The sequence below is a fragment of the Chromatiales bacterium genome (assembly GCA_024234935.1).
Taxonomy (GTDB): Bacteria; Pseudomonadota; Gammaproteobacteria; order Steroidobacterales.
Genome location: JACKNI010000001.1, coordinates 561,941 through 588,877, shown reverse-complemented (window position 1 = coordinate 588,877; position 26,937 = coordinate 561,941). Strand labels below are relative to the sequence as shown.

24 protein-coding genes and 3 tRNA genes are annotated in these 26,937 nt (G+C 61.7%); 24 read left to right on the top strand and 3 right to left on the bottom strand.

Annotation, left to right across the window (positions count from 1 at the left end; genetic code table 11):
• Window positions 1-142: 142 nt before the first annotated feature.
• The 13 genes from gyrA to galU all read left to right on the top strand — a co-directional run bounded on the left by gyrA (window position 143) and on the right by galU (window position 14,468).
• Window positions 143-2,698: a DNA gyrase subunit A gene (gyrA, locus tag H6979_02775; protein MCP5138766.1), complete on the top strand. Its 2,556-nt coding sequence runs from the start codon at window positions 143-145 to the stop codon at window positions 2,696-2,698.
• A 50-nt stretch (window positions 2,699-2,748) separates the two neighbouring features.
• Window positions 2,749-3,831, top strand: coding sequence for a 3-phosphoserine/phosphohydroxythreonine transaminase (serC, locus tag H6979_02770; GenBank protein ID MCP5138765.1), 1,083 nt, complete (start codon window positions 2,749-2,751; stop codon window positions 3,829-3,831).
• Window positions 3,832-3,868: 37 nt separating this feature from the next.
• Window positions 3,869-5,062, top strand: coding sequence for a phosphoglycerate dehydrogenase (locus H6979_02765; protein MCP5138764.1), 1,194 nt, complete (start codon window positions 3,869-3,871; stop codon window positions 5,060-5,062).
• A 7-nt stretch (window positions 5,063-5,069) separates the two neighbouring features.
• On the top strand, window positions 5,070-6,200 hold the full coding sequence (pheA, locus tag H6979_02760; GenBank protein ID MCP5138763.1) for a prephenate dehydratase: 1,131 nt from the start codon (window positions 5,070-5,072) through the stop codon (window positions 6,198-6,200).
• Between the two features lie 14 nt (window positions 6,201-6,214).
• A complete protein-coding gene (locus H6979_02755; GenBank protein ID MCP5138762.1) occupies window positions 6,215-7,357 on the top strand; it encodes a histidinol-phosphate transaminase in 1,143 nt (380 codons plus the stop codon).
• Window positions 7,354-8,664 (top strand): 3-phosphoshikimate 1-carboxyvinyltransferase, encoded by a 1,311-nt coding sequence (aroA, locus tag H6979_02750; protein MCP5138761.1) that lies wholly within the window; start codon window positions 7,354-7,356, stop codon window positions 8,662-8,664. Before H6979_02755 ends, aroA begins: the two co-directional genes overlap by 4 nt.
• Window positions 8,651-9,367 carry a (d)CMP kinase gene (locus H6979_02745; protein ID MCP5138760.1) on the top strand — a complete coding sequence of 239 codons (717 nt, stop codon included), beginning with the start codon at window positions 8,651-8,653 and terminating at the stop codon, window positions 9,365-9,367. Before aroA ends, H6979_02745 begins: the two co-directional genes overlap by 14 nt.
• A 124-nt stretch (window positions 9,368-9,491) precedes the next feature.
• Window positions 9,492-11,174, top strand: a complete 1,683-nt coding sequence (gene rpsA, locus H6979_02740) for a 30S ribosomal protein S1 (GenBank protein ID MCP5138759.1) — start codon at window positions 9,492-9,494, stop codon at window positions 11,172-11,174.
• 52 nt (window positions 11,175-11,226) lie between these two features.
• Window positions 11,227-11,529, top strand: a complete 303-nt coding sequence (locus H6979_02735) for an integration host factor subunit beta (protein MCP5138758.1) — start codon at window positions 11,227-11,229, stop codon at window positions 11,527-11,529.
• Between the two features lie 93 nt (window positions 11,530-11,622).
• The gene (locus H6979_02730; GenBank protein ID MCP5138757.1) at window positions 11,623-11,919 is read left to right on the top strand and encodes a DUF1049 domain-containing protein; all 297 of its coding nucleotides are present in this window, start codon (window positions 11,623-11,625) and stop codon (window positions 11,917-11,919) included.
• Window positions 11,909-13,087: a tetratricopeptide repeat protein gene (locus H6979_02725; protein ID MCP5138756.1), complete on the top strand. Its 1,179-nt coding sequence runs from the start codon at window positions 11,909-11,911 to the stop codon at window positions 13,085-13,087. The genes H6979_02730 and H6979_02725 overlap by 11 nt, the downstream gene beginning before the upstream one ends.
• Window positions 13,088-13,208: 121 nt before the next feature.
• Complete coding sequence (locus H6979_02720) at window positions 13,209-13,490, top strand: helix-hairpin-helix domain-containing protein (GenBank protein MCP5138755.1); 282 nt, start codon at window positions 13,209-13,211, stop codon at window positions 13,488-13,490.
• A gap of 120 nt (window positions 13,491-13,610) precedes the next feature.
• Window positions 13,611-14,468, top strand: coding sequence for a UTP--glucose-1-phosphate uridylyltransferase GalU (gene galU, locus H6979_02715; GenBank protein ID MCP5138754.1), 858 nt, complete (start codon window positions 13,611-13,613; stop codon window positions 14,466-14,468).
• 5 nt (window positions 14,469-14,473) lie between these two features.
• Here galU and H6979_02710 read toward each other — a convergent pair.
• Both H6979_02710 and H6979_02705 read right to left on the bottom strand, forming a co-directional pair.
• Window positions 14,474-14,548 (bottom strand) — tRNA-Asn (locus H6979_02710).
• Window positions 14,549-14,633: 85 nt separating this feature from the next.
• Entirely contained in the window at window positions 14,634-15,815 is a 1,182-nt protein-coding gene (locus H6979_02705) for a pyridoxal phosphate-dependent aminotransferase (protein MCP5138753.1), read from the bottom strand.
• Window positions 15,816-15,901: 86 nt separating this feature from the next.
• Between H6979_02705 and uvrB the strand changes: the two genes are divergently transcribed.
• The 11 genes from uvrB (at window position 15,902) to H6979_02650 (ending at window position 25,493) form a co-directional block, all read left to right on the top strand.
• Window positions 15,902-17,914, top strand: coding sequence for an excinuclease ABC subunit UvrB (uvrB, locus tag H6979_02700; GenBank protein MCP5138752.1), 2,013 nt, complete (start codon window positions 15,902-15,904; stop codon window positions 17,912-17,914).
• A gap of 82 nt (window positions 17,915-17,996) precedes the next feature.
• Window positions 17,997-18,072, top strand: a tRNA-Val gene (locus tag H6979_02695).
• Between the two features lie 21 nt (window positions 18,073-18,093).
• The gene (gene thrS, locus H6979_02690; GenBank protein MCP5138751.1) at window positions 18,094-20,022 is read left to right on the top strand and encodes a threonine--tRNA ligase; all 1,929 of its coding nucleotides are present in this window, start codon (window positions 18,094-18,096) and stop codon (window positions 20,020-20,022) included.
• A gap of 3 nt (window positions 20,023-20,025) precedes the next feature.
• The gene (infC, locus tag H6979_02685; protein ID MCP5138750.1) at window positions 20,026-20,544 is read left to right on the top strand and encodes a translation initiation factor IF-3; all 519 of its coding nucleotides are present in this window, start codon (window positions 20,026-20,028) and stop codon (window positions 20,542-20,544) included.
• A gap of 116 nt (window positions 20,545-20,660) precedes the next feature.
• Window positions 20,661-20,855: a 50S ribosomal protein L35 gene (gene rpmI, locus H6979_02680; protein ID MCP5138749.1), complete on the top strand. Its 195-nt coding sequence runs from the start codon at window positions 20,661-20,663 to the stop codon at window positions 20,853-20,855.
• A 13-nt stretch (window positions 20,856-20,868) separates the two neighbouring features.
• Window positions 20,869-21,234, top strand: coding sequence for a 50S ribosomal protein L20 (rplT, locus tag H6979_02675; protein ID MCP5138748.1), 366 nt, complete (start codon window positions 20,869-20,871; stop codon window positions 21,232-21,234).
• Window positions 21,235-21,304: 70 nt separating this feature from the next.
• Window positions 21,305-22,288, top strand: a complete 984-nt coding sequence (gene pheS, locus H6979_02670) for a phenylalanine--tRNA ligase subunit alpha (GenBank protein MCP5138747.1) — start codon at window positions 21,305-21,307, stop codon at window positions 22,286-22,288.
• A 10-nt stretch (window positions 22,289-22,298) separates the two neighbouring features.
• Window positions 22,299-24,674: a phenylalanine--tRNA ligase subunit beta gene (pheT, locus tag H6979_02665; GenBank protein MCP5138746.1), complete on the top strand. Its 2,376-nt coding sequence runs from the start codon at window positions 22,299-22,301 to the stop codon at window positions 24,672-24,674.
• 20 nt (window positions 24,675-24,694) lie between these two features.
• Complete coding sequence (gene ihfA / locus H6979_02660) at window positions 24,695-24,994, top strand: integration host factor subunit alpha (protein MCP5138745.1); 300 nt, start codon at window positions 24,695-24,697, stop codon at window positions 24,992-24,994.
• Window positions 24,975-25,331 carry a MerR family transcriptional regulator gene (locus tag H6979_02655; protein ID MCP5138744.1) on the top strand — a complete coding sequence of 119 codons (357 nt, stop codon included), beginning with the start codon at window positions 24,975-24,977 and terminating at the stop codon, window positions 25,329-25,331. The genes ihfA and H6979_02655 overlap by 20 nt, the downstream gene beginning before the upstream one ends.
• Window positions 25,332-25,416: 85 nt before the next feature.
• Window positions 25,417-25,493, top strand: a tRNA-Pro gene (locus tag H6979_02650).
• Between the two features lie 134 nt (window positions 25,494-25,627).
• Here H6979_02650 and H6979_02645 read toward each other — a convergent pair.
• Window positions 25,628-26,860: a hypothetical protein gene (locus tag H6979_02645; GenBank protein MCP5138743.1), complete on the bottom strand. Its 1,233-nt coding sequence runs from the start codon at window positions 26,858-26,860 to the stop codon at window positions 25,628-25,630.
• Window positions 26,861-26,937 lie beyond the last annotated feature (77 nt).

The following is a 26,937-nucleotide window of genomic DNA, read 5'->3' as shown; positions in this document are numbered from 1 at the left end:
TCCGTGTTAGCATAGCGCGCGTCCCGGAGACCATTTTTTTTAACACCGCAACGATCAGCCGAGCCGCCTCCAGCCTGGCGGGTAAATGCCATGCCGGGGATGGCTGTGTGTGGATCGTTGTCTGGCGGAACCTGCTGTATCGATGGCTGAAGTAGCCAAGGAAATTCTCCCGGTCAATCTCGAAGACGAGATGCGGAAGTCCTATCTGGACTACGCGATGAGCGTCATCGTGGGCCGTGCGCTGCCCGATGTGCGCGATGGATTGAAGCCGGTACACCGTCGCGTGCTGCATGCGATGCGGGAGCTGGGCAACGACCATACCAAGGCCTACAAGAAATCTGCGCGCGTGGTCGGTGACGTCATCGGTAAATACCATCCGCATGGCGATACGGCCGTCTATGACGCGATCGTGCGCATGGCGCAACCATTCTCGATGCGTTACCTGCTGGTCGACGGGCAGGGCAACTTCGGTTCCGTAGACGGCGATTCGCCCGCCGCCATGCGTTATACCGAAGTGCGCATGACCCGGATCACCAGCGAACTGCTGGCCGACATCGACAAGGGTACTGTTGATTTCGTACCCAACTACGACGGCTCCGAGACCGAGCCGTCGGTGCTGCCCGCGCGGATTCCCAATCTGCTGGTCAACGGGTCATCAGGCATCGCCGTTGGCATGGCGACCAATATTCCACCGCATAACCTCGGCGAGGTTGTTGCGGCGACGCTGGCCCTGATCGACAACCCGGCGATTACCACCGCTGAACTGATGGTGATCGTGCCCGGCCCGGATTTTCCGACCGCCGGCATCATCAACGGCTCGCAGGGCATTCATTCGGCATACACCACGGGTCGTGGCCGGATACATATCCGTGCGCGCGTGCATGTCGAGGAATTCGGTGACCGTGGTCGCGAGGCGCTGATCGTTACGGAGTTGCCATACCAGGTCAACAAGGCGCGACTGATCGAGAAAATTGCCGAACTGGTCCGCGACAAGAAGCTGGAAGGTATCAGCGAGCTGCGCGACGAGTCCGACAAGGACGGCATGCGCGTAGTCATCGAACTGCGCCGCGGCGAGTCTTCCGAGGTGGTGCTCAACAACCTGTACAAGCAGACGCCACTCGAGAGCGTATTTGGCATCAACATGGTTGCCTTGCGTGACGGGCAGCCGCGGCTTTTCGATCTCAAGACCCTCATCGAGTGTTTCGTTCGTCATCGGCGTGAGGTGGTCACTCGCCGGACGATTTTCGACCTGCGCAAGGCGCGCGAGCGTGCGCATATCCTCGAAGGCCAGGCAGTGGCGCTGGCCAACATCGATCCCGTGATCGCGGTGATCAAGGCTTCGCCGACGCCGCCGGAGGCGCGCGAAGCGCTGACCAGCCAGGTCTGGTCGCCAGGCGCCGTGACCGGAATGCTGGCCAGGGCAGGTAATGTGTCCACCCGGCCAGACGATGCCGCAGCCGACTTCGGTCCGGGTCCGGACGGTTACCGGCTGTCGCTGGTCCAGGCGCAGGCGATTCTCGATCTGCGTCTGCAGCGGCTTACGGGTCTAGAGCAGGACAAGATCATCAACGAGTACCAGGAACTGCTGTTGCGGATCCGCGAGTACACGGAGATTCTGGCCGACCCGGAACGTCTGATCGCCGTCATTCGCGCCGAGCTTGTGGAGATCCGCGACAATTACGCGGATGCCCGGCGTACGGAGATCATCGAGGACCACTCCAGCCTCGAGATGGAAGACCTGATTCCCGAAGAGGATGTGGTCGTGACGCTCTCGCACGGTGGCTATGCCAAGGCGCAGAGTGTGAGCGACTACCAGGTGCAGCGTCGCGGCGGGCGGGGCCGTACGGCGGCGAAGGTCAAGGAAGAGGACTTCATCGACAAGCTCTTCATCGCCAATACCCACGATACCCTGTTGTGCTTTACCAGCACCGGCAAGATGTACTGGCTGAAGGTTTATCAGGTTCCGCGCGCCGGACATGGCGCACGCGGCCGGCCGATGGTGAACCTGTTGCCGCTCGAGCCCGATGAGCGCATCAACGCGGTTTTGCCGGTGCGGCAGTTCAGCGAGAGCAACTACATTTTCATGGCCACCAGTGACGGTACCGTCAAGAAGACGGCGCTGGATGCCTTCTCGCGACCGCGTACTGCCGGTATCCGTGCCATCGACCTGCACGAAGGTGACCGGCTGGTCGATGTTGCGATTACCGATGGCGAATGCGACATCATGTTGTGCGCAAGCACCGGCAAGGCGATCCGCTTCAGTGAAGCGGACGTGCGGCCGATGGGTCGGGCGGCGGCCGGTGTGCGCGGTATGCGCGTTCCGGAAGGACACGAGATCATCGCGCTGCTGATCCTCGGGGAAGGCGAGGTGCTCACCGCCACCGAGACCGGTTACGGCAAGCGCACGGCGGTTGACGAGTTTCCGGTGCAGGGCCGCGGTGGTCAGGGCGTCATCGCAATCCAGACCTCGGATCGAAATGGCCGCATGGTGGGTGCGATCCAGGCCCGGGATGAAGACGAGATCATGCTGATCAGCAGTGGCGGGACGCTGGTGCGTACGCCGGTGGCCCAGATTTCGCAGCAGGGTCGCAACACGCAGGGCGTGCGGCTGATCCGCATCGGCGACGACGAGCGACTGGTTGGACTTGACCGGATCGTTCCCGGTACCGATGAGGATGACGGTGAGTCGGCAGAATAGGCCCGATTTCCGCGCGCCGCTTTCCAGACAATTTTTCACGAGAGAAGCAGATGACAAGGGTAATCAATTTCAGTGCGGGCCCGGCCGCGTTGCCGCTCGAAGTGCTGCAGCAGGCACAGGCAGAGATGACCGACTGGAACGGTACGGGTATGTCGGTGATGGAGGTCAGTCATCGCAGCAAGGAATTCATCAAGGTTGCGGAACAGGCTGAAGCCGATCTGCGTGAGTTGATGCAGATCCCGGCCGACTACTCGGTGCTGTTCCTGCAGGGTGGTGCGACGACGCATTTCGCCCTGCTGCCGATGAATCTGTCCGCACCCACACAAACCGTGGACTATCTGGTTACCGGCAGCTGGTCGAAAAAGGCCAGCAAGGAAGCGGCGGCGGTACGCAAGGTGAACATCGTTGCAGACGGTTCCGGGTCGAACTACATGGACATCCCGGCGCGGGCGGGCTGGAAGCTCGATCCCGATGCGGCCTATGTGCATTACTGCGCGAATGAGACGATCAGCGGTCTCGAGATGCATGAGCCGCCCGAAGTCGGATCGGTGCCGCTGATTGCTGATATGTCATCCACGATCCTGTCGCGTCCGGTCGATGTGCGGAAGTTCGGTGTGATCTATGGTGGTGCACAGAAGAATATCGGCCCCTCCGGTCTAGTGATCCTCATCGTGCGCAAGGATCTTCTCGAGCGCGCACCGTCGGGTCTGCCGGCGATACTCAAGTACTCGTCGCATGCGGCAGCCGGCTCCATGCTGAATACGCCGCCGACCTTTGGCTGGTATATGGCGGGTCTGGTTTTTGCCTGGCTGAAGCGCCAGGGCGGTCTGCAGAGAATGGCGGAGATCAATCGTCGCAAGGCCGAGCTTCTCTATCATGCGATCGATGCTTCATCCTTTTACAACAATCCGGTGGCGAAAGCGCACCGCTCGTGGATGAATGTGACGTTTACGCTCGCCGACGCAGCACTGGACGCGGATTTTCTCAGTGAATCGAAGAAGGCCGGGCTGACCAATCTGAAAGGGCATCGCGATGTGGGTGGCATGCGTGCCAGCATCTACAACGCTACCTCCGAGGCCGGTGTTGCGGCGCTCGTGCAGTTCATGGCCGACTTCGAGAAGCGGCGCGGTTGAAGACGCGGATAGTTGAATCCAGACAGAGGTTGATACAGTGAGCGCGAAGGCGACATACAAGATTCTGACCCTCAACAGCATTTCGGTGGAGGGCTTGCAGCGCTTGCCGCGTGAGCGTTATGAGGTCGCTTCAGACATCGGTCATCCGGATGCCATCATGGTGCGTTCAGCGAAGATGCACGACATGGCGATTCCGGATTCGGTGCTCGCTGTTGCGAGGGCTGGTGCCGGTGTGAACAACGTGCCGGTTGCCGCACTCGCCAAGCGCGGTATCCCGGTATTCAATGCGCCCGGCGCCAACGCCAATGCGGTCAAGGAACTGGTGCTGGCCGGCATGCTGCTCGCGGCGCGCAACATCTGCCAGGCCTGGAACTTCGTCGAGAATCTGAAAGAAGACGGTGCGGCGCTCGACAAGGCGGTGGAAGGCGGCAAGAAGCAGTACGTCGGCTTCGAGTTGCCTGGCCGAACGCTGGGTGTGATCGGTCTGGGTGCGATCGGCGTGCAGGTGGCGAATGCTGCGATAAACCTCGGCATGCGCGTGGTCGGCTTCGACCCGCAGGTCACCGTCGAGCGTGCCTGGCAACTGTCCGCTGCTGTCGAACAGGCGCGCAGCCTCGACGAGTTGTTCAGCAAGGCGGATTTCCTGACCGTACATGTGCCGCTGCTGGATGCGACCCGCGCGCTGGTCAATGAAGCGCGTATCAAACTGATGCCGGCCAAGGCGGTAATCCTCAATTTCTCGCGTGGCGAAATCGTTGACGAAGCGGCAGTCGCTGCGGCCCTGGCCTCCGGGAAGCTGACCGCCTATATCAGTGATTTCCCGAGTCGGGCGCTGATGGGCAATCCGAAGGTGATTTCGCTGCCGCACCTCGGTGCTTCAACCCATGAGGCTGAATCAAACTGTGCGGTGATGGTTGCGGACAATCTGCGCGCCTACCTTGAGCATGGGGTCATTCGTCATTCGGTGAATTTCCCGGAGGCTGATCTGCCGCGGACGACGCCGCACCGGATCACGATCGCCAATGCCAATGTGCCGAACATGGTCGGCCAGATATCCACCTGTCTGGGCGATGCCGGGCTGAATATTGCCGATCTGCTCAACAAGTCGCGCGGCGAAGTGGCCTATACGATCGTCGATCTCGACGGTCCGGTGAAAGAAGAGACGCTCGCGCGGATCCGTGGAATCAATGGTGTGCTGAACGTACGCTACCTCAACGAACAGCCCGGCTGAGGCCTGAATGGTCAAGAAACGGCAGAAATCCGCCACGCGCAAGACCAGCCCCAAAGCTCCGGCTCTGGCCGTGCTGCGCGAGGAGATCGACGCCGTCGACAAGCAGATCCAGGCGCTGATCGCCGAGCGTGCCGGCCTGGCGCAGCGGGTTGCCCTGGCCAAGGGCGAGGGCGTTCCAGCGACGGGCTACTACCGTCCGGAACGTGAAGCCGAGGTGCTGCGCGGCGTTGTGGCGCGCAACAAGGGTCCGTTGAGTGACGAGGAAATGGTTCGCCTGTTTCGCGAGATCATGTCGGCCTGCCTCGCCCAGGAGCAGCCGCTCAAGGTCGGCTATCTGGGGCCGGAAGGTACCTTCAGCCAGTCGGCCGTATACAAGCACTTCGGGCACTCGGTTCGCGCGCTGCCGCTCGGCATGATCGACGAGGTCTTTCATGAGGTCGAGTCGGGCGCTGCAGATTTCGGCGTGGTGCCGATCGAGAACTCCACCGAAGGCACGGTCAACCATACGCTCGACATGTTCCTGACTTCACCGCTGAAGATCTGCGGTGAGGTTGAAATGCGCATCCGCCAGCATCTGCTTGGCAACGTCACAGGTCTCGACAAGGTGGTGCGGGTCAGCGCGCACCCGCAGTCGCTGGCCCAGTGCCGTGCGTGGCTGCGGGAATACCTGCCTGGTGTCGAACTGCTGCCAGCGAGCAGCAATGCTGAAGGTGCGCGCCGGGCGCGTGACGAGGCGGGCACGGCGGCGATTGCCGGTGATGCGGCAGCCGAGGTTTACGGGCTGCAGAAGCTGGTCACTGATATCGAGGACCGTCCGGATAACACCACCCGCTTTCTGGTGATCGGCAGGGAGCTGCTGGCAGCCAGCGGTTGTGACAAGACCAGTCTGTTGCTCTCGACGCAGGATACGGATGATGCCGGCGCCTTGCAGAAACTGCTGGCGCCGCTTGCTGATCATCAGGTCAACATGAGCCGTATCGAGTCGCGGCCGTCCCGTCGGCGCAAATGGCACTACGTGTTTTTTGTCGATATTGACGGCCATGCCGAAGACAAGAACGTTGCCCTGGCGCTTGCCGGACTGCAAAAGCGTGCGCAGCTGTTCCGCGTACTTGGTTCCTATCCCAAGGCCATACTCTAAAGCGCTGGATGCAGATGCCCGGGCCGGATCGCTTTTCAGCACTTGCCGCCGAGGGAGTGCTCGGCCTCAAGCCGTACGTGCCGGGCAAGCCGCTTGCCGAGCTGGAACGCGAGTACGGCATTCGTGATTCGATCAAGCTGGCCTCCAACGAGAATCCGCTCGGGCCCCCACCGGCAAGCGTCCGGGCGATCAGTGCGGCACTCGGTGAACTGGCGCTTTACCCGGACGGTGCTGCTTTCGAACTGAAGAACGCGCTGGCAAAGCGGCTGGCGGTCGATCCGGCACAGATCACGGTCGGCAACGGTTCCAATGAACTGCTGTCGCTGGTTGCCGAAACATTCCTGACGCCGGCGACCGAGGCGATCTATTCGCAGTTCGCCTTTCTGATCTATGCGCTGTCGGTACAGGCAACCGGAGCGACCGCGCGCGTGGCGCGGGCGAATCCGGCCGGCCATGCGCAGGCGCTCGGCCATGATCTCGCAGCAATGAAGCAGCTCGTTACGCCGGCAACACGGCTGGTCTTTATTGCCAATCCCAACAACCCGACCGGCACCTGGCTGGGTGCCGGGGAACTGCGGGCATTCATCGGCAGTCTCCCCGCAAACGTGCTGGTCCTGCTCGATGAGGCATACGGGGAGTACGTCGCAGGCTCTGACTGGCCGGATACGGTGCGCTGGCTCGACGAGTTTCCCAATCTGATCGTCACGCGTACTTTTTCCAAGATGTATGCGCTGGCCGGCCTGCGGGTCGGTTATTCGGTCAGCCATCCGCAAGTCGCCGAGTTGCTGAATCGCGTGCGTCAACCTTTCAATGTGAACTCGCTGGCGCAGGTTGCGGCCTGTGCAGCGCTCGACGATACAGCGCATGTCATGCGTTCGCGGCAGTTGAATGCACAGGGACTTGTGCAGCTGAGCAGCGGCCTGGGTGCGCTCGGCTGGCGCGTGTCGCCGTCAGCGGGCAACTTCGTGCTGGCCGATACGGGCGGTCCGGCACTGCCCTGGTACGAAAAGCTGCTGCGTGCCGGGGTCATCGTGCGGCCGGTTGCCAATTACGGATTGCCTGATCATCTGCGCATCACTGTCGGGCTTCCGGAACAAAACGAACGACTGCTGTCGGCACTGCGCAGTCTGATCGACGGGAAGGCGCCGAAACCATGAGCAGCACTTTCACGATCAGACCGTCACGACGTGTTGCCGGCACGATGCGGGTGCCGGGCGACAAGTCGATCTCGCACCGTGCCCTGATGCTCGGTGCCATCGCCAGCGGCAAGACCAGGGTCTCGGGCTTTCTGCCCGGTGAAGACTGCATGGCGACGCTGGCGGCCGTGCGGGCGATGGGCATCGATGTTGAGCAGCACGATGCGACCACGATTACGGTGATGGGCAAAGGGCTGCACGGATTGCGTGCGGCGTCCGGGGCGCTTGATATGGGCAACTCGGGTACGGCGATGCGCCTCTTCATGGGGCTGCTTGCGGCGCAGGATTTCGACAGCAAACTGATTGGCGATGAATCGCTGAGCCGTCGTCCGATGGAGCGGGTCGCGGTGCCGCTGCGGCTGATGGGCGCGGAAATCAGCACTACCGATGGCAAGCCGCCCGTGCATATTTCCGGCCGACGCAAGCTGCAGGGCATCCGCTACGACATGCCGGTTGCCAGCGCCCAGCTGAAGTCCGCACTGCTGCTGGCAGGCTTGTACGCCGACGGCGATACGGTGCTGGCCGAGCCGGCAGTGACCCGCGATCACACCGAACGGATGCTCGCCAGCCTGGGTCAGCCGGTCCGCCGTGACGGGAAAGTGGTGAGCCTGAGCGCAACCGGGCAACTCAACGGCACTGACATCAACGTGCCTGGCGATCTTTCCTCGGCAGCGTTCTTTGTGCTTGCCGGCTGCCTCGCGGCGGAAGGTGAGCTGGTCATCGACAACGTGGGGCTGAATCCCACTCGTACCGGCATCCTGCGCATACTCGAGCTGATGGGTGCCGACTTGCGCGTTGAACCGGCAACTGGCAAGTGCGCCGAGCCCGTCGGGCGTCTGGTCGTTCGGCCATCGGAACTGCAGGGCGTGGCGATTCCGCCGGAGCTGGTGCCGCTGGCCATCGATGAATTTCCGATGGTGTTTGTCGCTGCAGCGCTTGCGCGCGGCGAGACCCTGGTAAGCGGTGCCGCGGAGCTTCGTCACAAGGAGAGCGATCGCATCAGTGTGATGGTGGCCGGCCTGCGCACGCTGGGTATCGAGGTCGATGAACTGCCAGATGGCGCGCGCATCCGTGGCGGCCGTTTCAGCGGCGGTACGATCGACAGCCACGGCGATCATCGGGTGGCAATGTCATTTGCCATTGGTGCTGCCCGTGCCGCCGGGCCGGTGCAGATTCTGGATACCGCCAACGTTGCGACCTCTTTCCCGGGTTTCGTGCGCCAGGCGTCTGCCGTCGGCCTGGTCATCGAGGCGGATGCCGGTGGCTGAGACGACCGCCAGCGCAGTCCCGGTGACAACCATCGATGGGCCCGGCGGAGCGGGCAAGGGCACGATCAGCCGCTTGCTGGCTGACCAGCTCGGATGGCACCTGCTTGACAGCGGGGCCCTGTACCGGCTCGTCGCGCTTGAGGCCGCCAACAGGGCTGTGGCGCTGGACACCGAGGCCGAGGTTGCGAAGATCGCCGCCAGTCTGGATGTGCGCTTCGATGCGTCAGGCGGCGAGGAGCGGGTCTGGCTGGGCGGTGCTGATGTCACGCAGGCGATTCGTACCGAGGCCTGCGCTCAGGGCGCTTCGGTGGTCGCCGTGCTTCCGGCGGTGCGGGCCGCGCTTGTGGAGCGGCAACGGAGTTTCCGGCAGCCGCCGGGACTGGTCGCCGATGGTCGCGATATGGGTACGGTTATTTTCCCGGACGCAGGGCTCAAGGTCTTCCTGACGGCAAGCGTTGAGGAACGGGCCCGCAGGCGCCATAAGCAGTTGAAGGACAAGGGTATTGATGTTAGCCTTGCGGCCCTTTCAAGGGACATGGCGGACCGCGACCGGCGTGATTCGGAGCGGTCTGTTGCACCGTTGAGTCCCGGTCAGGACGCGCGAATTCTGGATACCACCGGTATGTCCATACCTGAGGTGGTGGCTTTGATGTCGCGCTGGGTCAGTGAACGTTTCCCCGGGGCTTCACGGCAACGGGGTTGAGTGCCTAACGGGTCTGGCCGGCAAATAGCCGGCTGGTTTTTTTGGCTGTAGCCGTCACTCGTCACGATTGGTGAGTGTACGTTTCGATAAACCATGGGTCTGCCTTCGGGCAGGTGTGTAACAAATGACTGAAAATTTCGCCGAACTTTTCGAGCAGAGTCTCGCCAACCAGCGTATCAAGCCAGGCACGATCCTCACGGGTCGGGTGGTGGAAGTTTCCTCCGAGGCCGTCGTCGTCAGTGCCGGTCTCAAATCCGAAGCAGTTATTCCCGCCAGCCAGTTCAAGAACGAACGCGGCGAGATGGAGGTCAAGGTCGGCGACGAAGTCGAGGTTGCACTCGATTATCTTGAAGACGGCTTCGGCGAAACCAAGCTGTCGCGTGAACGCGCCAAGCGCGTGCGGACCTGGGAATCCCTTGAGGACGCATTCGAGAACAGCAAGATCGTCAAGGGAGTGATCAACGGACGCGTAAAGGGCGGCTTTACCGTCGATATCGAATTTGTCCGTGCGTTCCTGCCAGGCTCGCTGGTCGATGTACGGCCGGTACGTGATCCCTCCTATCTCGAGGGCAAGGAACTCGAATTCAAGGTCATCAAGCTCGACCGGCGTCGCAATAACGTGGTCGTTTCCCGGCGCGCCGTGGTCGAAGCTGAATACAGCGCCGAACGTGAAGCGCTGCTGGTCAACCTGCAGGAAGGTTCGGTCGTCAAGGGTGCGGTCAAGAACCTCACCGATTACGGCGCGTTCGTCGACCTCGGTGGTATCGACGGTCTGCTGCACATCACCGACATGGCCTGGAAGCGCGTCAAGCATCCTTCCGAAGTGGTCACGGTAGGCGACGAGATCGAAGTCAAGATCCTGCGCTTCGATCGCGAAAAGAACCGCGTTTCACTCGGCATGAAGCAACTGGGCTCTGATCCGTGGAAGGCTATCTCGCGGCGTTATCCGCCCAATACCCGCCTGTTCGGCAAGGTCACCAATATTGCTGACTATGGCTGCTTCGTCGAAATCGAGGAAGGCGTTGAGGGTCTGGTGCACGTATCCGAGATGGACTGGACCAACAAGAACGTCAGTCCGGCCAAGGTCGTGCAGATCGGCGATGAAGTCGAAGTGATGGTGCTGGATATCGACGAGGAGCGCCGGCGTATTTCCCTCGGTATCAAGCAGTGCAAGGTCAATCCGTGGTCGGACTTCGCCGTTGGCTTCAACAAGGGCGACAAGGTGTCGGGAAAGATCAAGTCGATTACCGACTTCGGCATCTTCATCGGGCTGCCGGGCGGTATAGATGGCCTTGTTCATCTCTCCGATATCTCCTGGGATATCGCGGGCGAGGAGGCCGTGCGCAATTACAAGAAGGGTGAGGACGTCGATACCGTGGTGCTGGCGATCGACCCCGAACGCGAGCGTATCTCGCTGGGTATCAAGCAGCTGGATACGGATCCCTTCTCCAGGTTCCTGGCGGATTTCCCCAAGGGCACCATCATGAAGGGTGTCATTTCCGAGGTGGACGCCCGCGGTGCAGTGGTCGATCTCGAAGGCGGGATCAAGGGCCAGTTGCGGGCCAGCGAGCTGTCGCGGGATCGCGTCGAAGATGCCCGTACGGTTCTCAAGGTCGGCGACGAAGTCGAGGCCAAGTTCACTGGTCTGGACCGCAAGAATCGTATCGTGTCCCTGTCCATCAAGGCGAAGGATGCTCACGAGGAGCAGCAGGCGATGGACAGCTACCGGTCCGAGGGCGGTGGCAGCACCGGAACCACCCTGGGCGAGTTGCTGAAAGAGCAGATTTCCAACTCTGGCGATTCCTGATCCGGTCGTGCTGGACGAGGGGCGAGCTGGTGATGCGCAAGGGGACGCAGCGATGACCAAGTCAGAGTTGATCGAAGTTCTGGCCAGAAAGCAGAAGCATCTGCCGGCGAAGGATGTCGAGTTGGCGGTCAAGCACCTGCTCGACCTGATGAGCGATTCGCTGGCCGGTGGCCAGCGAATCGAGATCAGGGGCTTTGGCAGCCTGTCGCTGCATTTCCGTCCGCCACGCATGGGACGTAACCCCAAGACGGGTGAAGCTGTTGCGCTGGCCGGCAAGCATGTGCCGCACTTCAAGCCAGGCAAGGATCTGCGCGACCGGGTCAATGAGAACCGGCACCTGCCCATCAAGGACTGATGCGGTTTGATCCGGGCCTGACGATCGCGATTTGCCGTCAGCATGGCCTGTGAGTGGTGACGGGCGGCTGTTTCGATTTGCTGGAGGCCGTCGATGCTCCGCAGTTTGATTTACTCTGGTCTGCTGCTCGTATTTATCGGGCTGGCGGCCGTATTCGGTGCCCTGAATCCGGGGCGCATCAGTCTCGATTTTGCCTTTCAGGCCATTGAGGTCGAAAAATCCGTTGCCCTGATGGCAACCCTCGCGGTCGGCTGGGTCTTCGGTCTTTTCTGTGCGGGAGTTGGAGTCCTGCGTTTGCTGAGTCAGCGGCGCGCGCTGCAGCGATCGCTGCGCCTTGCCGAACAGGAAGTTCAGGCATTGCGCAGCCTGCCGGTCAAGGATGCCGACTGAATCCACATTCCTGTTTGCCGGGCTATTGTTTCTGGCCGCGGCGCTCGGATACGTCTTTGCACGCTACGGCGATGCCGATGACGACGAGGATGATACGCGCGAGTCTGCCCGCGCCAACTTCGTCAGGGGATTCCGTCATTTGCTGGATGAGGAACCGGACCAGGCGGTCGAGATCTTTACCAACAGCGGTGATATCAACGAGGAAGGTCTGGATACCCAGATCGCCATCGGTGGCCTGTTCCGGCGGCGGGGCGAGGTCGACCGCGCCATCCGCATGCACCAGAACCTGCTCGATCGTCCGGGGATCAGTCGCTCTCAGCGTGACAAGGCACGTTTCGCGCTGGCTGAAGACTACTTCAGTGCCGGTCTGTTTGATCGTGCTGAAGACCTGTACCTGCAGCTCAGGGAGGCCGGCGAGTATCGCGTCGCTGCCCTGAGGCGCCTGCTGCGGATCTGTGAGGTTACCGCCGAGTGGGATCGCGCCGTCGATCTCTGTGGCGAGTTGTTGCGGATCGAGCCAGGCAGCGTGGCGCCGGCTCAGCTGGCCCACTACTACTGCGAACTGGCTGAAAATGCCCGCAAGAAAAGCGAGTGGCACGAGGCGTATCGGCTGCTGGAACAGGCCGAGGCGGTTGAGCCCGGGAAATTGCGCTGCGCGCTGATTCGCGGCGATCTCGCTGCGGACCAGGGACGGGCCGAGGCTGCGGCTGCAGCCTATGTGGAAATTGCCAGGACTGTTCCGGCGATGCTTGGCGATGTGCTGCCCCGTGTCCTGCGCACCGTGCCGGAGTCCGGACTTGAGGCGCTCCTGAACGAGGTCACGGAGACACCCGAGGGGCTGCGTGGCATTGCCCTTGCCGTCATTCGTGATCCGCAGATCGTTCATCCGGCGGCCATCGACTGCCTCGGACGGTTCATCGAGCAGCAGCCGATACTGCGCGACCTGGCGGGTGCGGGCGTGCCTTTGTCGGCGACGCCGGACGCGCGACGGGAGGCGATCGGACGGGTGCGCAAGGCGCTCCATCAGCTGTCGCGACCCGGCACGAGTTATCAGTGCGCCGACTGCGGATACTACAGCTCATCCCTGCAGTGGCAGTGCCCCGGCTGCCGCGCGTGGGACACGGTCCGGGCTGCTGACCGGCTGTTATTCAAAGGTTCGCCGGTATAAGCGATTTCTGGTGCATCTCGCCGGAAACTGCGCTGAGAAACATGCGATCGATCTCCTAGGATGTCGTTGCTGTCCGCTGTGGCAGCGGTTTATTCAGGCAACATCATTTCAGGAGTCTGTCATGCGCAAATTCATATGTCTGGGCATTCTGGGACTGCTTCCCGCGCTGGCTGGCGCAGGGCCGGTCGACATCAATACAGCTGATGCCGCAACCATCGCACGTGAATTGAACGGTGTGGGCGAGAGTCGTGCGCGCGCCATCGTCGAGTATCGGGAGAAGAACGGGCGCTTTGCCTCGCCGGACGATGTGATGAAGGTCTCCGGCATCGGTCCGCAGGTACTTAAGTTGAATCGCGAGAATATCCGCACCGGTCAGGCTGCCAAGACCATCAATCAGCAATAGGCTGTTCCGCAGGCGGCACCGGGAAACGGTGTCGCCTGCGCGGACCAGTTCCCGGACGCGGGCGGTGGTATTGGCTATGATGGCCGCCTGTCCGCAACAACAAGAAGTCCGGGGTTCAAGATGAAGGGACCAGTTCGCACGGCTGTTTTTCCGGTCGCCGGCCGGGGTACGCGCTTTTTGCCGGCGACCAAGGCCATGCCCAAGGAGATGATGCCTATCGTCGACAAACCGCTGGTCCAGTACGCGGTCGAGGAGGCACTGGAGGCCGGCGTAACCCGCCTGGTATTCATCACCGGCAGCAGCAAGCGTGCGATCGAAGATCACTTTGACCGTGATCCGGAGCTCGAACGTGCGCTGAGCGTGGCCGGAAAGCAGGATCTCCTCGATGTCGTCAAGGCGATCCTTCCAGCGGGTGTCTCCTGCGTCTACATACGACAGGGTGAGCCGCTCGGTCTCGGGCATGCAGTGCTCTGTGCCAGACCGGCCGTCGGCGATGAGCCCTTTTACGTGCACCTGCCTGACGACCTCATCCGCGCGGAAACGGGCTGTCTGGCCCAGCTGCGCGCGCACTACGAGGTTCATGGCTCGAGCGTGATTGCGGTACAGGAAGTGCCGCCGAGCCGTACACGCGACTACGGCATTGTCGCCGTCGATGGCAACAATCGCCTGCAGAAAATTGTCGAGAAGCCGGCACCGGAGGTCGCGCCGTCACGACTCGCCGTGGTGGGCCGCTATCTGCTGGTGCCAAAGATCTTCGACATCCTGGAGTCAACCGGGCGAGGGGCTGGCGGAGAAATACAGCTGACCGACGGTATCGCAGGACTGCTTGGCACCGAAGCGGTTTATGCCCTGCCATTTGCCGGCCAGCGCTACGATTGCGGCAGCAAGCTCGGCTATGTACAGGCTACCGTCGATTACGCGCTGGCTGATCCGGCCCTGCAGGACCGGTTGCGGGCACACCTGCAGACGCTGCGCTGAAGAGTTGGCTCCCCGGGCCGGATTCGAACCAGCGACCAACCGGTTAACAGCCGGTTGCTCTACCACTGAGCTACCGGGGAAGCGATAAAAGCCCTGAAGCGCGCGGGATTTTCCCGGAAGGCGCTGTAGCAAGTCAAGGATTCAGCTGCTGATGTGCTCGGCGATTCAGCCTATCACCGTTTTCAGCCGGCGGATGGTTTCCTTCAAGGTATCCAGGCTGCAGGCAAAAGAGAGCCGGATATAGCCCGGCGCGCCAAAGGCAGAACCGGGAACCATGGCGACCTCAGCCTTGCTCAGCAGGAGCTCGGCAAATGCCAGGTCATCCTTCAGCCCCTTGGCCCGGATCGCGTCGCTGACGTTCGGGAAGGCATAGAAGGTGCCGGCCGAGGCCAGGCACTGAAATCCGGGAATCTCGTTCAGAGCCGCCACCAGGTAATCGTGCCGGGCACGAAAGGCTTTCGTCATCTCCCGTACGCAGGACTGGTCGCCGTTCAGGGCAGCCACGCTCGCAGCCTGGGAAATGCTGCAGGGATTCGAAGTGCTCTGGCTCTGGATCTTCTTCATCGCGGCAATGATGGTCTTCGGTCCGCCTGCGTAACCGATGCGCCATCCGGTCATCGCATAGGCCTTGGATACACCGTTGATCGTCACGGTCCGGTCGTAGAGGTTCGGGCAGGCTTCCGCGAAGCTGACGAAGGGTTCGTCTGCCCAGTAGATGTGCTCATACATGTCGTCAGCCGCGATCACGATCGACGGATGTTTCTCCAGCACGGCGCCGAGTGCCTGCAGCTCTGTGCGGGTATAGGCGGCACCGGTCGGATTGGAAGGGCTATTGAGGAAAACCAGCCTGGTACGGGGCGTAATTGCCGCTTCCAGGGAACGCGGGTTGATCTTGAAGCCATCTTCCAGCATGGCGGCAACGATCACCGGCTCGGCGTCGGCCAGCTTGATCATGTCCGGATAGGAAACCCAGTAGGGCGCCGGCACGATGGCCTCGTCACCGGGATTCAGCACGGCGCCGCAGACGTTGTAACAGGTCTGTTTTGCGCCGCTGGAAACGATGATCTGGTCTGGTGCGTAGCTGAGGTTATTTTCCCGCCGGAACTTGTCGATGATGGCGGTCTTCAGTGCAGGGGTGCCTTCGACCTGCGTGTAACGGGTCTGGCCGTTCTGGATTGCGGCAATACCGGCCGCACGGATATGTTCCGGGGTGTCGAAATCCGGCTCGCCGGCGCCGAGGTCAATGACGTCGTGACCTTTGGCGCGCAGCTCGGCAGCGGCGGCCGCGACGGCCATGGTCGGCGACGGCTTGACGCGCTGGCAACGTTGGGAAACTGCTAGACTCACCGTGATTTCCTTGCTGTATTCGAGAAGCGGGAGGGCTGCAGATATTAAGGGATTCACGGGCCGCAACCAACAGGCAGCATGATTCAATGGACCGCATGAGGCTGGTGGCCGACTATTCCGCGGCAGGCGACCAACCCGCCGCAATCCGGGATCTGGTCGCCGGCCTTCGCAACGGGCTGGCACGCCAGACACTGCTTGGCGTAACCGGCTCGGGCAAGACCTTCACGATGGCCAGCGTCATCGAGGCCCGGCAGTGCCCGACGCTGATCCTGGCGCCAAACAAGACCCTCGCGGCGCAGCTCTATGGCGAGATGTGCGAATACTTTCCTGGCAACCGCGTCGAGTATTTCGTTTCCTATTACGACTACTACCAGCCGGAGGCCTATGTGCCTTCGTCGGACACCTATATCGAGAAGGACGCGGCGATCAATGCGCACATCGAGCAGATGCGCCTGTCGGCCACCAAGACGCTGCTGGAGCGGCCAGACAGCATCATCGTCGCGACGGTATCTTCGATCTACGGTCTCGGCGATCCGGAGGCCTACTTTGCAATGGTCCTGCACCTGTCCCGCGGTCATCGCATGTCTGACCGGGACCTGTTGCGGCGCCTCGCCGAGCTGCAGTACACGCGCAACGACATGCAACTCGGTAACGGTACCTACCGGGCGCGTGGCGAAATCATCGACATCTTTCCGGCTGAGTCGGAGCGCGAGGCGGTTCGCGTCACGCTCTTCGACGAGCAGATCGAAAGCCTCGCATATTTCGATCCACTGACCGGCGAGGTGCTTCGCAGCGTGCCGCGGCTCACCATCTTTCCCAAGACGCACTATGCGACGCCGCGCGAGGTGGTGCTGAAAGCTGTCGATTCCATCAAGCAGGATCTCGTGCTGCGTCTCGCCGAACTGCGCGAAGCCAACAAGCTGGTGGAGGCGCAGCGGCTCGAGCAGCGCACCATGTACGACGTGGAAATGATGGCCGAGCTTGGATTCTGCAGCGGTATCGAGAACTACAGCCGCTACTTGTCGGGCCGCCAGCCGGGCGAACCTCCGCCTTGCCTGTTCGATTACCTGCCCGACGATGCGCTGCTGATCATCGACGAGAGCCACGTGACCGTGCCGCAGCTGGGCGGCATGTATCGGGGTGATCGTTCACGCAAGGAAACGCTGGTCGAGTACGGCTTCCGCCTGCCGTCTGCGCTCGACAACCGGCCCCTGCGCTTCGATGAGTTTGAGGCGCTGTCGCCGCAAACCATCTATGTGTCGGCCACGCCGGGGCCCTATGAGCGTGAGCGCTCCGATGCGATCGTCGAACAGGTTGTGCGGCCCACCGGACTTGTTGATCCGCTGATCGAGGTACGTCCGGTCGCCACACAGGTTGACGATGTGCTGTCTGAAATCCGGATCCGGGTTGAGCGGCAGGAGCGGGTACTCATTACGACGCTCACCAAACGCATGGCGGAGGATCTCACCGACTATCTGCAGGAGCACGGGGTGCGCGTGCGTTACCTGCACTCCGATGTGGAAACGGTCGAGCGCAGCGAGATCATTCGCGACCTGCGGCTCGGTGCCTTCGATGTGCTGGTAGGCATCAATCTGTTGCGCGAGGGGCTGGATCTGCCCGAGGTCTCGCTGGTGGCAATCCTCGATGCGGATCGCGAGGGTTTTCTGCGTTCCGAGGGCTCGCTGATCCAGACCGTGGGTCGTGCGGCCCGTAACCTCAATGGCATGGCGATCATGTATGCCGACAGGATCACCGGCTCCATGCAGCGGGCGATTGCGGAAACCGACCGGCGGCGGCAGAAGCAGCTCGAATTTAACCAGCTGCACGGCATACAGCCGCGCAGCATCATCAAGCAGGTCCGGGACGTGATGGACGGGGCACGCAGCGAGGTACCGCGCCGCGGCCGACGCGCCGCCGAGCCCTGCAGCGAATACCGGAATCTCAGTCCGGAGCAGCTGATCAAGCAGATTGCCCGGCTGGAAAAGCAGATGTATAGCCATGCCCGGAACCTCGAGTTTGAGGCGGCAGCCCGGCTGCGGGACCAGGTGCAGGAGCTGCGGCGCACAGGTTTCGGTTTGCCGGAACGCAAGACCGGCTAGTTTGCCTTGCCTTCTGCGCGTGCCATTCGGTATCGTGGCGCCCGGTCGGGATGCGGCAGGGCCGTTTCCCGATAAATGCGACAGGCGCGTAGCTCAGTGGTTAGAGCACTTCCTTGACATGGAAGGGGTCGGAGGTTCAACTCCTCTCGCGCCTACCAACTTTCTGGACAAGTTCACCCATGCCCGTCATTACCCTGCCTGACGGCAGTCAGAAGGCGTTTGATCGCCCGGTTTCGGTTGCCGAGGTGGCGTCTTCCATTGGCGCGGGGCTGGCGAGGGCCGCGCTGGCCGGGCGGGTCGATGACCAGCTCGTCGACACCTCATATGTGATCGATGGCGATGCTCGCCTGTCCATCGTCACGCCGAAGGATCCTGCGGGCCTCGAGATCATTCGCCACTCCACGGCGCATCTGCTGGCGCAGGCAGTGCAGTCGCTGTTTCCGGATGCACAGGTGACCATCGGTCCGGTCATTGAAGACGGCTTCTATTATGACTTTGCCTTCAAGCGGCCCTTCACGCCCGAAGACATCGCGGCCATCGAGGCGCGCATGAAGGAACTCGCCGGCGCCGACCTGCCGGTGACGCGCAAGCTCATGGGTCGCGACGAGGCTGTTGCGTACTTCAAGGGTATCGGTGAGCACTACAAGGCCGAGATCATCGCCAGCATTCCGGCGGAGCAGGACATCAGTCTGTACGGGCAGGGCGACTGGGTCGACCTGTGCCGCGGTCCCCACGTGCCCTCGACCGGTCGCCTCAAGGCTTTCAAGCTGACCAAGCTCGCGGGCGCCTACTGGCGCGGCGATTCGCGCAATGAAATGCTGCAGCGGATCTACGGCACGGCCTGGCAGGACGAGGCGGCGCTCAAGGCCTACCTGCTGCGGCTCGAAGAAGCCGAGAAGCGCGATCACCGCAAGCTGGGCCGTGAGCTCGATCTGTTTCACTTCCAGGAAGAATCGCCGGGTGCCGTGTTCTGGCATCCGAAAGGCTGGACGCTGTTCCAGCAGCTGATCGGCTACATGCGCGACACGCAGCGCGCGGCCGGTTACCAGGAAGTCAACACGCCGGAGATTCTGGACCGCGAACTCTGGGTACAGTCCGGGCATATGGAGAAATTCGGCGAGAACATGTTCCTGACGCAGACGCCTGACGAGCGCGTCTACGCGATCAAGCCGATGAACTGTCCCGGACACATCCAGGTATTCAATCAGGGCCTGCGCAGCTACCGCGATCTGCCGCTGCGCCTCTGTGAGTTCGGCAAGGTGCACCGCTATGAGCCCTCGGGCGCGCTGCACGGACTGATGCGCGTGCGCGCCTTTACCCAGGACGATGCCCATGTGTTCTGCACCGAGGACCAGATCACCTCGGAGTCGGTGGCGATCACCGACCTGATCCTCGGCATCTATCGTGACTTCGGTTTCGACGATATCCGCATCAAGTTTTCCGATCGTCCGGAAAAGCGCGTCGGCAGCGATGCGATCTGGGATCGCGCCGAGGCGGCGTTGCGCTCGGCGGCCGAGGCGGCTGAACTCGAACTCGAATACAACCCGGGCGAGGGGGCTTTCTATGGCCCGAAGCTCGAGTTTGTGCTGCGCGATGCGATCGGCCGTGACTGGCAGTGCGGCACCCTGCAGGTGGATTTCAACATGCCGGAACGGCTCGGCGCCTCCTATGTGGGTGACGACAGCCAGCGCCGGATTCCGGTCATGCTGCACCGGGCCATGTTTGGCTCCCTGGAGCGTTTCTGTGGCATTTTGCTTGAGCACCATGCCGGCCGTCTGCCGACCTGGCTGGCCCCGGTGCAGGTCGCGATCCTGAATATCACCGACCGGCAGGCCGGGTACGCGGGAACCATTCAGGAAGTCCTGAAAAATCAGGGTGTTCGCGCCACGGTGGACTTGAGGAATGAGAAGATTGGCTTTAAGATTCGCGAGCATACTCTGCAACGCGTTCCCTACCTGGTCGTGGTCGGGGACCGTGAAGCGCAAAACACTGAAGTGGCCGTGCGCACGCGAAGCGGCAAGGATCTGGGCAGCATGCCTCTAGAGCAGCTGATCCAGCGCCTTACAGCCGAGATCGCGAGCCGCGGCCGTAATTTAATGGAGGACTGACGTATCGCTGCGAACAAACGAGTGCGCCGAAACGACGAGATCGAGGCCAAAGAGATTCGCGTCATCGGAAGTGATGGCGAACAGGTTGGCGTGCTGTCCCGCGAGGCTGCTTTGCAGTTGGCATCTGAATCGGCAATGGACCTGGTCGAAATTTCACCGACCGCAGTGCCGCCCGTTTGCCGCATCATGGATTTTGGCAAGTTCCTGTTCGAGACGAACAAGAAGGCGCACGCAGCGAAGCGCAAGCAGAAGCAGATCCAGGTAAAGGAAATAAAGTTTCGCCCCGGAACCGACAAGGGAGATTACGACATCAAGATGCGTAATCTCATCCGGTTTCTCGAGGCGGGAGACAAGGCCAAGGTAACCCTGCGGTTCCGTGGCCGGGAGATGGCTCATCAGGAGATCGGCGTGCAGCTCCTGCAGAAGGTCCGACAGGATCTTGAAGCCATAGGGACCGTTGAACAATTTCCCCGGATGGAAGGCCGGCAAATGGTCATGGTCATCGCACCCAAGAAGAAGTGAGTGACGGCAATTAGAAGAGAGTGACGGCTGTTGCCGCCAGCAATCGTGCTGTCGGTGATACCGGAACCCGCCTGCCCCGGCCAATCCCGGTTCGGTTCAGGCTACAGGAGACGACAATGCCTAAAATGAAGACCAACCGGGGCGCTGCCAAGCGCTTCAGGGCCACTGCGAACGGCTACAAGAGCGCGCAGTCCCATCTCAACCACATCCTGACGAAGAAGAGCTCGAAGCGTAAGCGCCAGCTGGGTTCGATGAACCAGATCGCTGAATGCGACGTTCCTGCCGTCCGGAAAATGTTGCCGTACACCTGAGGAGGACCGATTCATGGCACGAGTAAAACGTGGTGTGACGGTCAAGGCCCGTCACAAGAAGATGCTCAAGAAGGCCAAGGGCATGTCCCAGGCCCGGAGCAAGCTGTACAAGACAGCCAAGCAGGCCGTCATCAAGGCCGGCCAGTATGCGTTCCGCGACCGCCGGGTGCGCAAGCGTGAGTTCCGCGCACTGTGGATCACGCGCATCAATGCCGCTGCCCGTCTGCATGGCCTTTCCTACAGCCGTTTCATGAACGGCTTGCTGAAGGCCGGCATCGAGGTGGATCGCAAGATGCTGGCTGACCTCGCTGTACACGATGCCGCAGCCTTCGGTGCTCTGGCCGAGAAGGCCAAGGCCAGTCTCAGCGCTGCCGTCTGACCTGCAATGCCCAGGGGCCCGGAGCCGGTAAGTACCTGCCCGGGCCCGGCTCTTGCCGGGGGCTATTTCCATGCATGACATCGAGTCGCTGTTGGCCCGTGCCAGAGCGGAACTTGCCGCTGCGGGTGATCTCGCGCTGCTCGATGCCGTGCGTGTCCGCTATCTGGGCAAGAAAGGCGAGCTGACAGCGCTGCTCAAGCAGCTCGGTGCCTTGCCGGATGCCGAACGGCGTGCGGCAGGCCAGGTGATCAATACCGCCCGGGATGCCCTGGAAACCGGACTGAATGAGCGGCGTACTGCGCTCGAGGCCGATGCGCTTCGCGCTGCCCTGGCCGCCGATGCTGTCGATGTGAGTCTGCCGGGCCGCGGTCAACAGGCCGGTGGCCTGCATCCGGTCACGCAGACCCGGCAGCGTATCGAGGCGATCTTTGCCGCCGCCGGTTTCACGGTCAGCGAAGGTCCCGAGGTCGAAGACGACTTCTACAACTTCACGGCGCTCAATATTCCGGAGGATCATCCGGCGCGTGCGATGCACGACACTTTTTATCTGCCTTCGGGAAAACTGCTGCGCACGCATACATCACCCGTGCAGATACGGGTGATGCTCGAGCAGGGCGCGCCGCTGCGTCTGATTGCACCGGGTCGTGTCTATCGCTGCGATTCCGACATGACGCACACGCCGATGTTTCACCAGGTTGAAGGACTCGTGATCGATACCGACGTGAGTTTTGCCAACCTCAAAGCGATCCTGCATGAGTTCATCGAGCGTTTTTTCGAACGTTCGGCGACACTGCGTTTCAGGCCCTCGTACTTTCCGTTCACGGAGCCCTCTGCGGAGGTGGACATTCTCTCCGAGTCAGGGCGCTGGCTGGAGGTGCTCGGTTGCGGAATGGTGCATCCGAAGGTGCTCGGCAATGCCGGCATCGACGCGGAAAAATACACCGGCTATGCCTTCGGTATCGGCATCGAGCGTCTGGCGATGCTGAAGTACGGCATAGACGATATCCGCCTGCTGTTTGAAAACGACCTGCGCTTCCTGCGCCAGTTCAACTGATGGGCATGCCGTGAAGATCAGCGAACACTGGTTGCGCGAGTATGCAAACCCTGCAGGGGATACCGCCGCGCTCGTGCATCAACTGACCATGCAGGGTCTGGAGGTCGAGAGCCTCGATCCGGCTGCGCCGCCCTTGCCCGGCGTCGTCGTTGGCCGCGTGCTCGAAGTGAAGCCGCATCCGAATGCCGATCGTCTGCGCGTCTGTCGTGTGGATGCAGGGGTTGCGCCGCTGCAGATCGTCTGTGGCGCCTCCAATGTGCAGGCCGGCGGCGTTTATCCCGTCGCATGCGTGGGCGCGAAGCTGCCGGACGGGACGCTGATCAAGCCGGCCAAGCTGCGCGGCGAGGCCTCGGAGGGCATGCTGTGCTCGGCAACCGAGCTCGGACTGGCCGAAAAGGCCGATGGATTGCTGGAGCTGGATGCCGGTCTGCAGCCCGGGATGCCGGTCGCCGAGGCTCTGGGGCTCGATGACCAGATTATCGACCTGAAAGTCACGCCCAACCGGGCTGACTGCTTCTGCGTGGCAGGCGTTGCGCGCGATCTGGCCGCGGCAACCGGTGTGCTGTTTCGCGCCCCGGAAACCGTGCCGGTCGCTGCCCTCATCGATGAAGTATTTCCGGTAACGATCGGCAGTCAGGATGACTGTCCGGTCTTTGTCAGCCGCGTGATCCGCGGCCTGCGCAGCGATGTGCCGAGCCCGTTCTGGCTGCGCGAGCGCTTGCGCCGCAGCGGTATCCGCAGCATCAACCCGGTCGTCGATGTAACCAACCTCGTGATGATCGAGCTGGGCCAGCCACTGCATGCCTATGACATGGATACCCTGTCCGGTGGTCTTGCAGTCCGGCGCGGCCTGCCTGCCGAGAAACTTCAGTTGCTGACCGGTGACGTAGCGGAACTTGACGCCAATGTGCTGGTTATCGCTGATGCACGCGGTGCCGTGGGCATGGCCGGCATCATGGGCGGCGCAAGTACCGGAGTGACGGAGGGCACGCGCAACGTGGTGCTGGAGTCGGCATTTTTCCGGCCTGCCGTTGTCGCCGGGCGCGCGCGCCGCTTCGGTTTGCAGACGGATGCGGCAACTCGCTTTGAACGCGGTGTTGATCCGGCCGGCCAGCTTGCAGCGATCGAGCGGGCGACGACGCTCCTGCTGGACATCACCGGTGGCAAGCCCGGACCAGCGAGCGTGTGGGGTGCGCTGGCAGAAAAGCGCGTTCCGGCGGTGCTCTTGCGACGTGAGCGCCTGGCGCAGGTGCTCGGTCACCAGGTGCCGGATGCAGAGGTCGTCGATATCCTGCAACGGCTCGACATGCTGGTCGATGGGCATGCATTGGGCTGGCAGGTACAAGCGGCATCCTTCCGCTTTGATATCGCGATTGAGGTGGACCTGATCGAAGAGATCGCACGGATACGTGGCTACGATCGCATCGGGGAGCTTCCGGGTCAGCAGACCACCCGCCTTGGTGCGGCGAGCGACAGCGTGGTCGGCCTCGACCGTTTGAAAAACGTGCTGGTCGAGCGCGGTTACCAGGAAGCGATCACCTACAGCTTCATCGACGCTGATCTCGATTCGCAGTTTGCAGGCGGTGCCCCTGGTGTCCCGCTGGTCAATCCGATTTCCGCTGAACTCGCAGTGATGCGCCAGACCCTGTGGCCGGGCCTGATCAATGCGGTTCGTCATAATCTGGCGCGTCAGCAGAGCCGCGTTCGTCTCTTTGAGGCCGGCGTGCGCTTCAGCCCTTCTGGCGCCGACGCGCTGTCGGAGCAGACCGTCATTGCCGGTGTCGCCATCGGTAATGTCACTCCGGAACAATGGGATACAAAGCCTGTTTCGGCTGGATTCTTCGATGTGAAAGCCGACGTTGAGGCCTTGCTGCGGCTCGCTGGTGATCCGTCCGGCCTGGATTTTGTGGCCGCGGAGCATTCCGCTCTCCAGCCCGGACAGACGGCGCGGATCCTGCGTGACGGTGTGCCTGTGGGCTGGCTCGGTGTATTGCACCCGGCATTGCGCGCAGCGCTCGAACTGCCTGCATCGCCTGTGCTTTTCGAGATGGATACCGCAGCGCTCAGTCGTGCCAGGCCGCGGCGCTATCAGGCCCTGTCTCGCTTTCCGGCGGTACGCCGCGATCTCGCCATCCTGGTGGCGAGCGAGATACCCGCCGGCAAGTTGCTGGCGGCGGTTGCCGAGGCCGCCGGACCAGCGCTGAAAGATGTCGTGGTATTTGACATCTTCGCTGACAAACGCATCGGAAGTGGTCAAAAGAGTGTCGCTTTGGGCTTGATTTTGCAGGAAACATCCCGCACCCTTACTGACGCTGATATCGAGAAAATCATCAGCGGTGTCGTCACTCATCTGGCCATGAAATTCGACGCCCGGCTAAGAGAATAACGAGTAAAAAAATAATGAGCATGGCTCTCACCAAGGCTGATATGGCCGAGTCTCTGTTCAATGAACTGGGACTCAACAAACGCGAAGCCCGCGAGCTCGTCGAGTTGTTCTTTGAAGAACTGCGTGCCTCACTGGCCAGCGGAGAGCAGGTAAAGCTTTCCGGATTCGGCAACTTCGACCTGCGAGACAAGAATCAACGGCCAGGCCGCAATCCAAAAACGGGGAAAGAAATCCCCATCACGGCGCGACGTGTCGTCACGTTTCGTCCCGGACAAAAACTGAAGACCCGAGTAGAGGCCTATGCTGGAGCCGGGGAATAACGACGAACTGCCCCCGATTCCGGGCAAGCGCTACTTCACGATCGGTGAGGTCAGCGAGCTTTGTGCGGTCAAGCCGCACGTGCTGCGTTACTGGGAGCAGGAGTTCCCGCAGCTAAAGCCCGTCAAGCGCCGCGGAAATCGCCGCTATTACCAGCGCCAGGACGTACTCGTCATTCGCCAGATTCGCGGCCTGCTTTACGACGAAGGCTTCACCATCGGTGGGGCCCGCCAGAAGCTCACCGGCGAAGAAGCCCGGGTCGATACCACCCAGAGCCAGCAGATCATCCGTCAGCTGCGCCTCGAGCTTGAAGAAGTATTACGCCTGCTGCGTCGCTGACTTGGCGTTCTGACCGTCTTTCCGCTTACAATTCACGCCCTGTCGAAGGGCATCAATGTCTGTTCAGCAGGTACCGGAACAAAGTCGGGGCGTGGCGCAGCCTGGTAGCGCACCTGCATGGGGTGCAGGGGGTCGCAGGTTCAAATCCTGTCGCCCCGACCAATAACAACAAACGGTTACGATCGAGCAGGGAAGTAGCAATGCGGGCTTGGCATACTTCCTGTCGCGCACCGCAAGCGAGCGGTCAGTCTGCGAATCTGTGTCCGCCGGCGTGCGGTGGATATACATTCGCATGCTCACGTCCCATCCCGCACCACATGCCCCCGCGTCACGGCGTAGCGTTCGTCATCGCATAGCAGTCTGTCTTCGATGCCGAGCAGAATCGGTGTCGCATCACGGCGGTGGATGTTGACCTTGGCGTTGAAGGCGTTGCGGGTACGGCCGTGTTTGTCATGGATGGCGAGCTTGCGAATGGTGAAGGTGCCGTCGGCGCAGGCCTGTCCGGTGAGGTAGCACTTGATCGACTCGACGGCGTCGCCGGACAGCTCAAGCCCGTTGAGCTGTGACAGGCTGTTCTGGGCCTGTTCGATGAAGCCGATGGCGTCGCAGACGGCATCGGTCAACGGTTCCTGGCTGATGGTTTCCAGTGCGAAGTCGCCGACCAGAATCTGGCCGGGCATTGCATGCTCGACCATGCGTGCGAGTTCGATGGTGACGTCGCCGACGATGTCGCAGTACATGGTCGGGTTGAGGCCTTCGGCGTGGTGGAACTCGTAGCAGTTGCCGACATGAAAACTGGTGCGCAACAACGGCACGGTGCGACTCGCAGCTTTCTGTCCGGCGATGGCGTTGTCGGCGAGGACCAGATGCATGAAGTGGTAGAGGTTGGTGTTGGCCTCGAGTCCGGCGTCGCGATTCCAGATATAGAAGCCGTCGCCGGTGGTGGAGCGCGCGAAGTCCACCATCATGCGCCGGCCCATCAGGCGGCTGTGTGCGGCATTGAGTGAACAGGACAGGCTGCTGAGCTGGGTCATCTGTTCGAAAGGGCTGAGCAGGCTGAAGCCGACGATATCGAAAAGCGCCACCGCACGATTGTGGATGTAGCTGACGCTGTAGCGCTTGACGATCTGGTCGATCACCGCTGCTTCATCGGCACCGCCGGTGAGTGCCTGGCGCAAACGGATCTGTATGGCCTCGACGCCGAGCAGATGGGTGGCGTTGTTCATCTGCCGGGCGTTGAACTGCCGCGACCCGGACAGCAGATGCATGATGAATTCGTGTGCCGGACTGAGGCTGTTGTCAGCCGGTGACTCCGTGTTGCCGCTTGCACCATAACTGGCAACCGCATGATGAGGCACCACCAGGACCTGGATGCCGGTCGGATGCGGACACCAGGCCATCACGAGGTTCTGGCCGAGCCCCCAGTGGCTGTAAAGTTGCCGGTCGAGTTCCTGGAGATTGCTGCGCTGGCGGAAATCGAAAGCAGCGGCAGGACCGAATGTGCCTTCGGGGAAAATGGGGTCGGGCATGAATATGGAACGTGTGCTCAGAACCCGGATTCCTTCCGTGGAAAGCGTGCTTTGCGACCCGGTGGGGACTGTCTTAG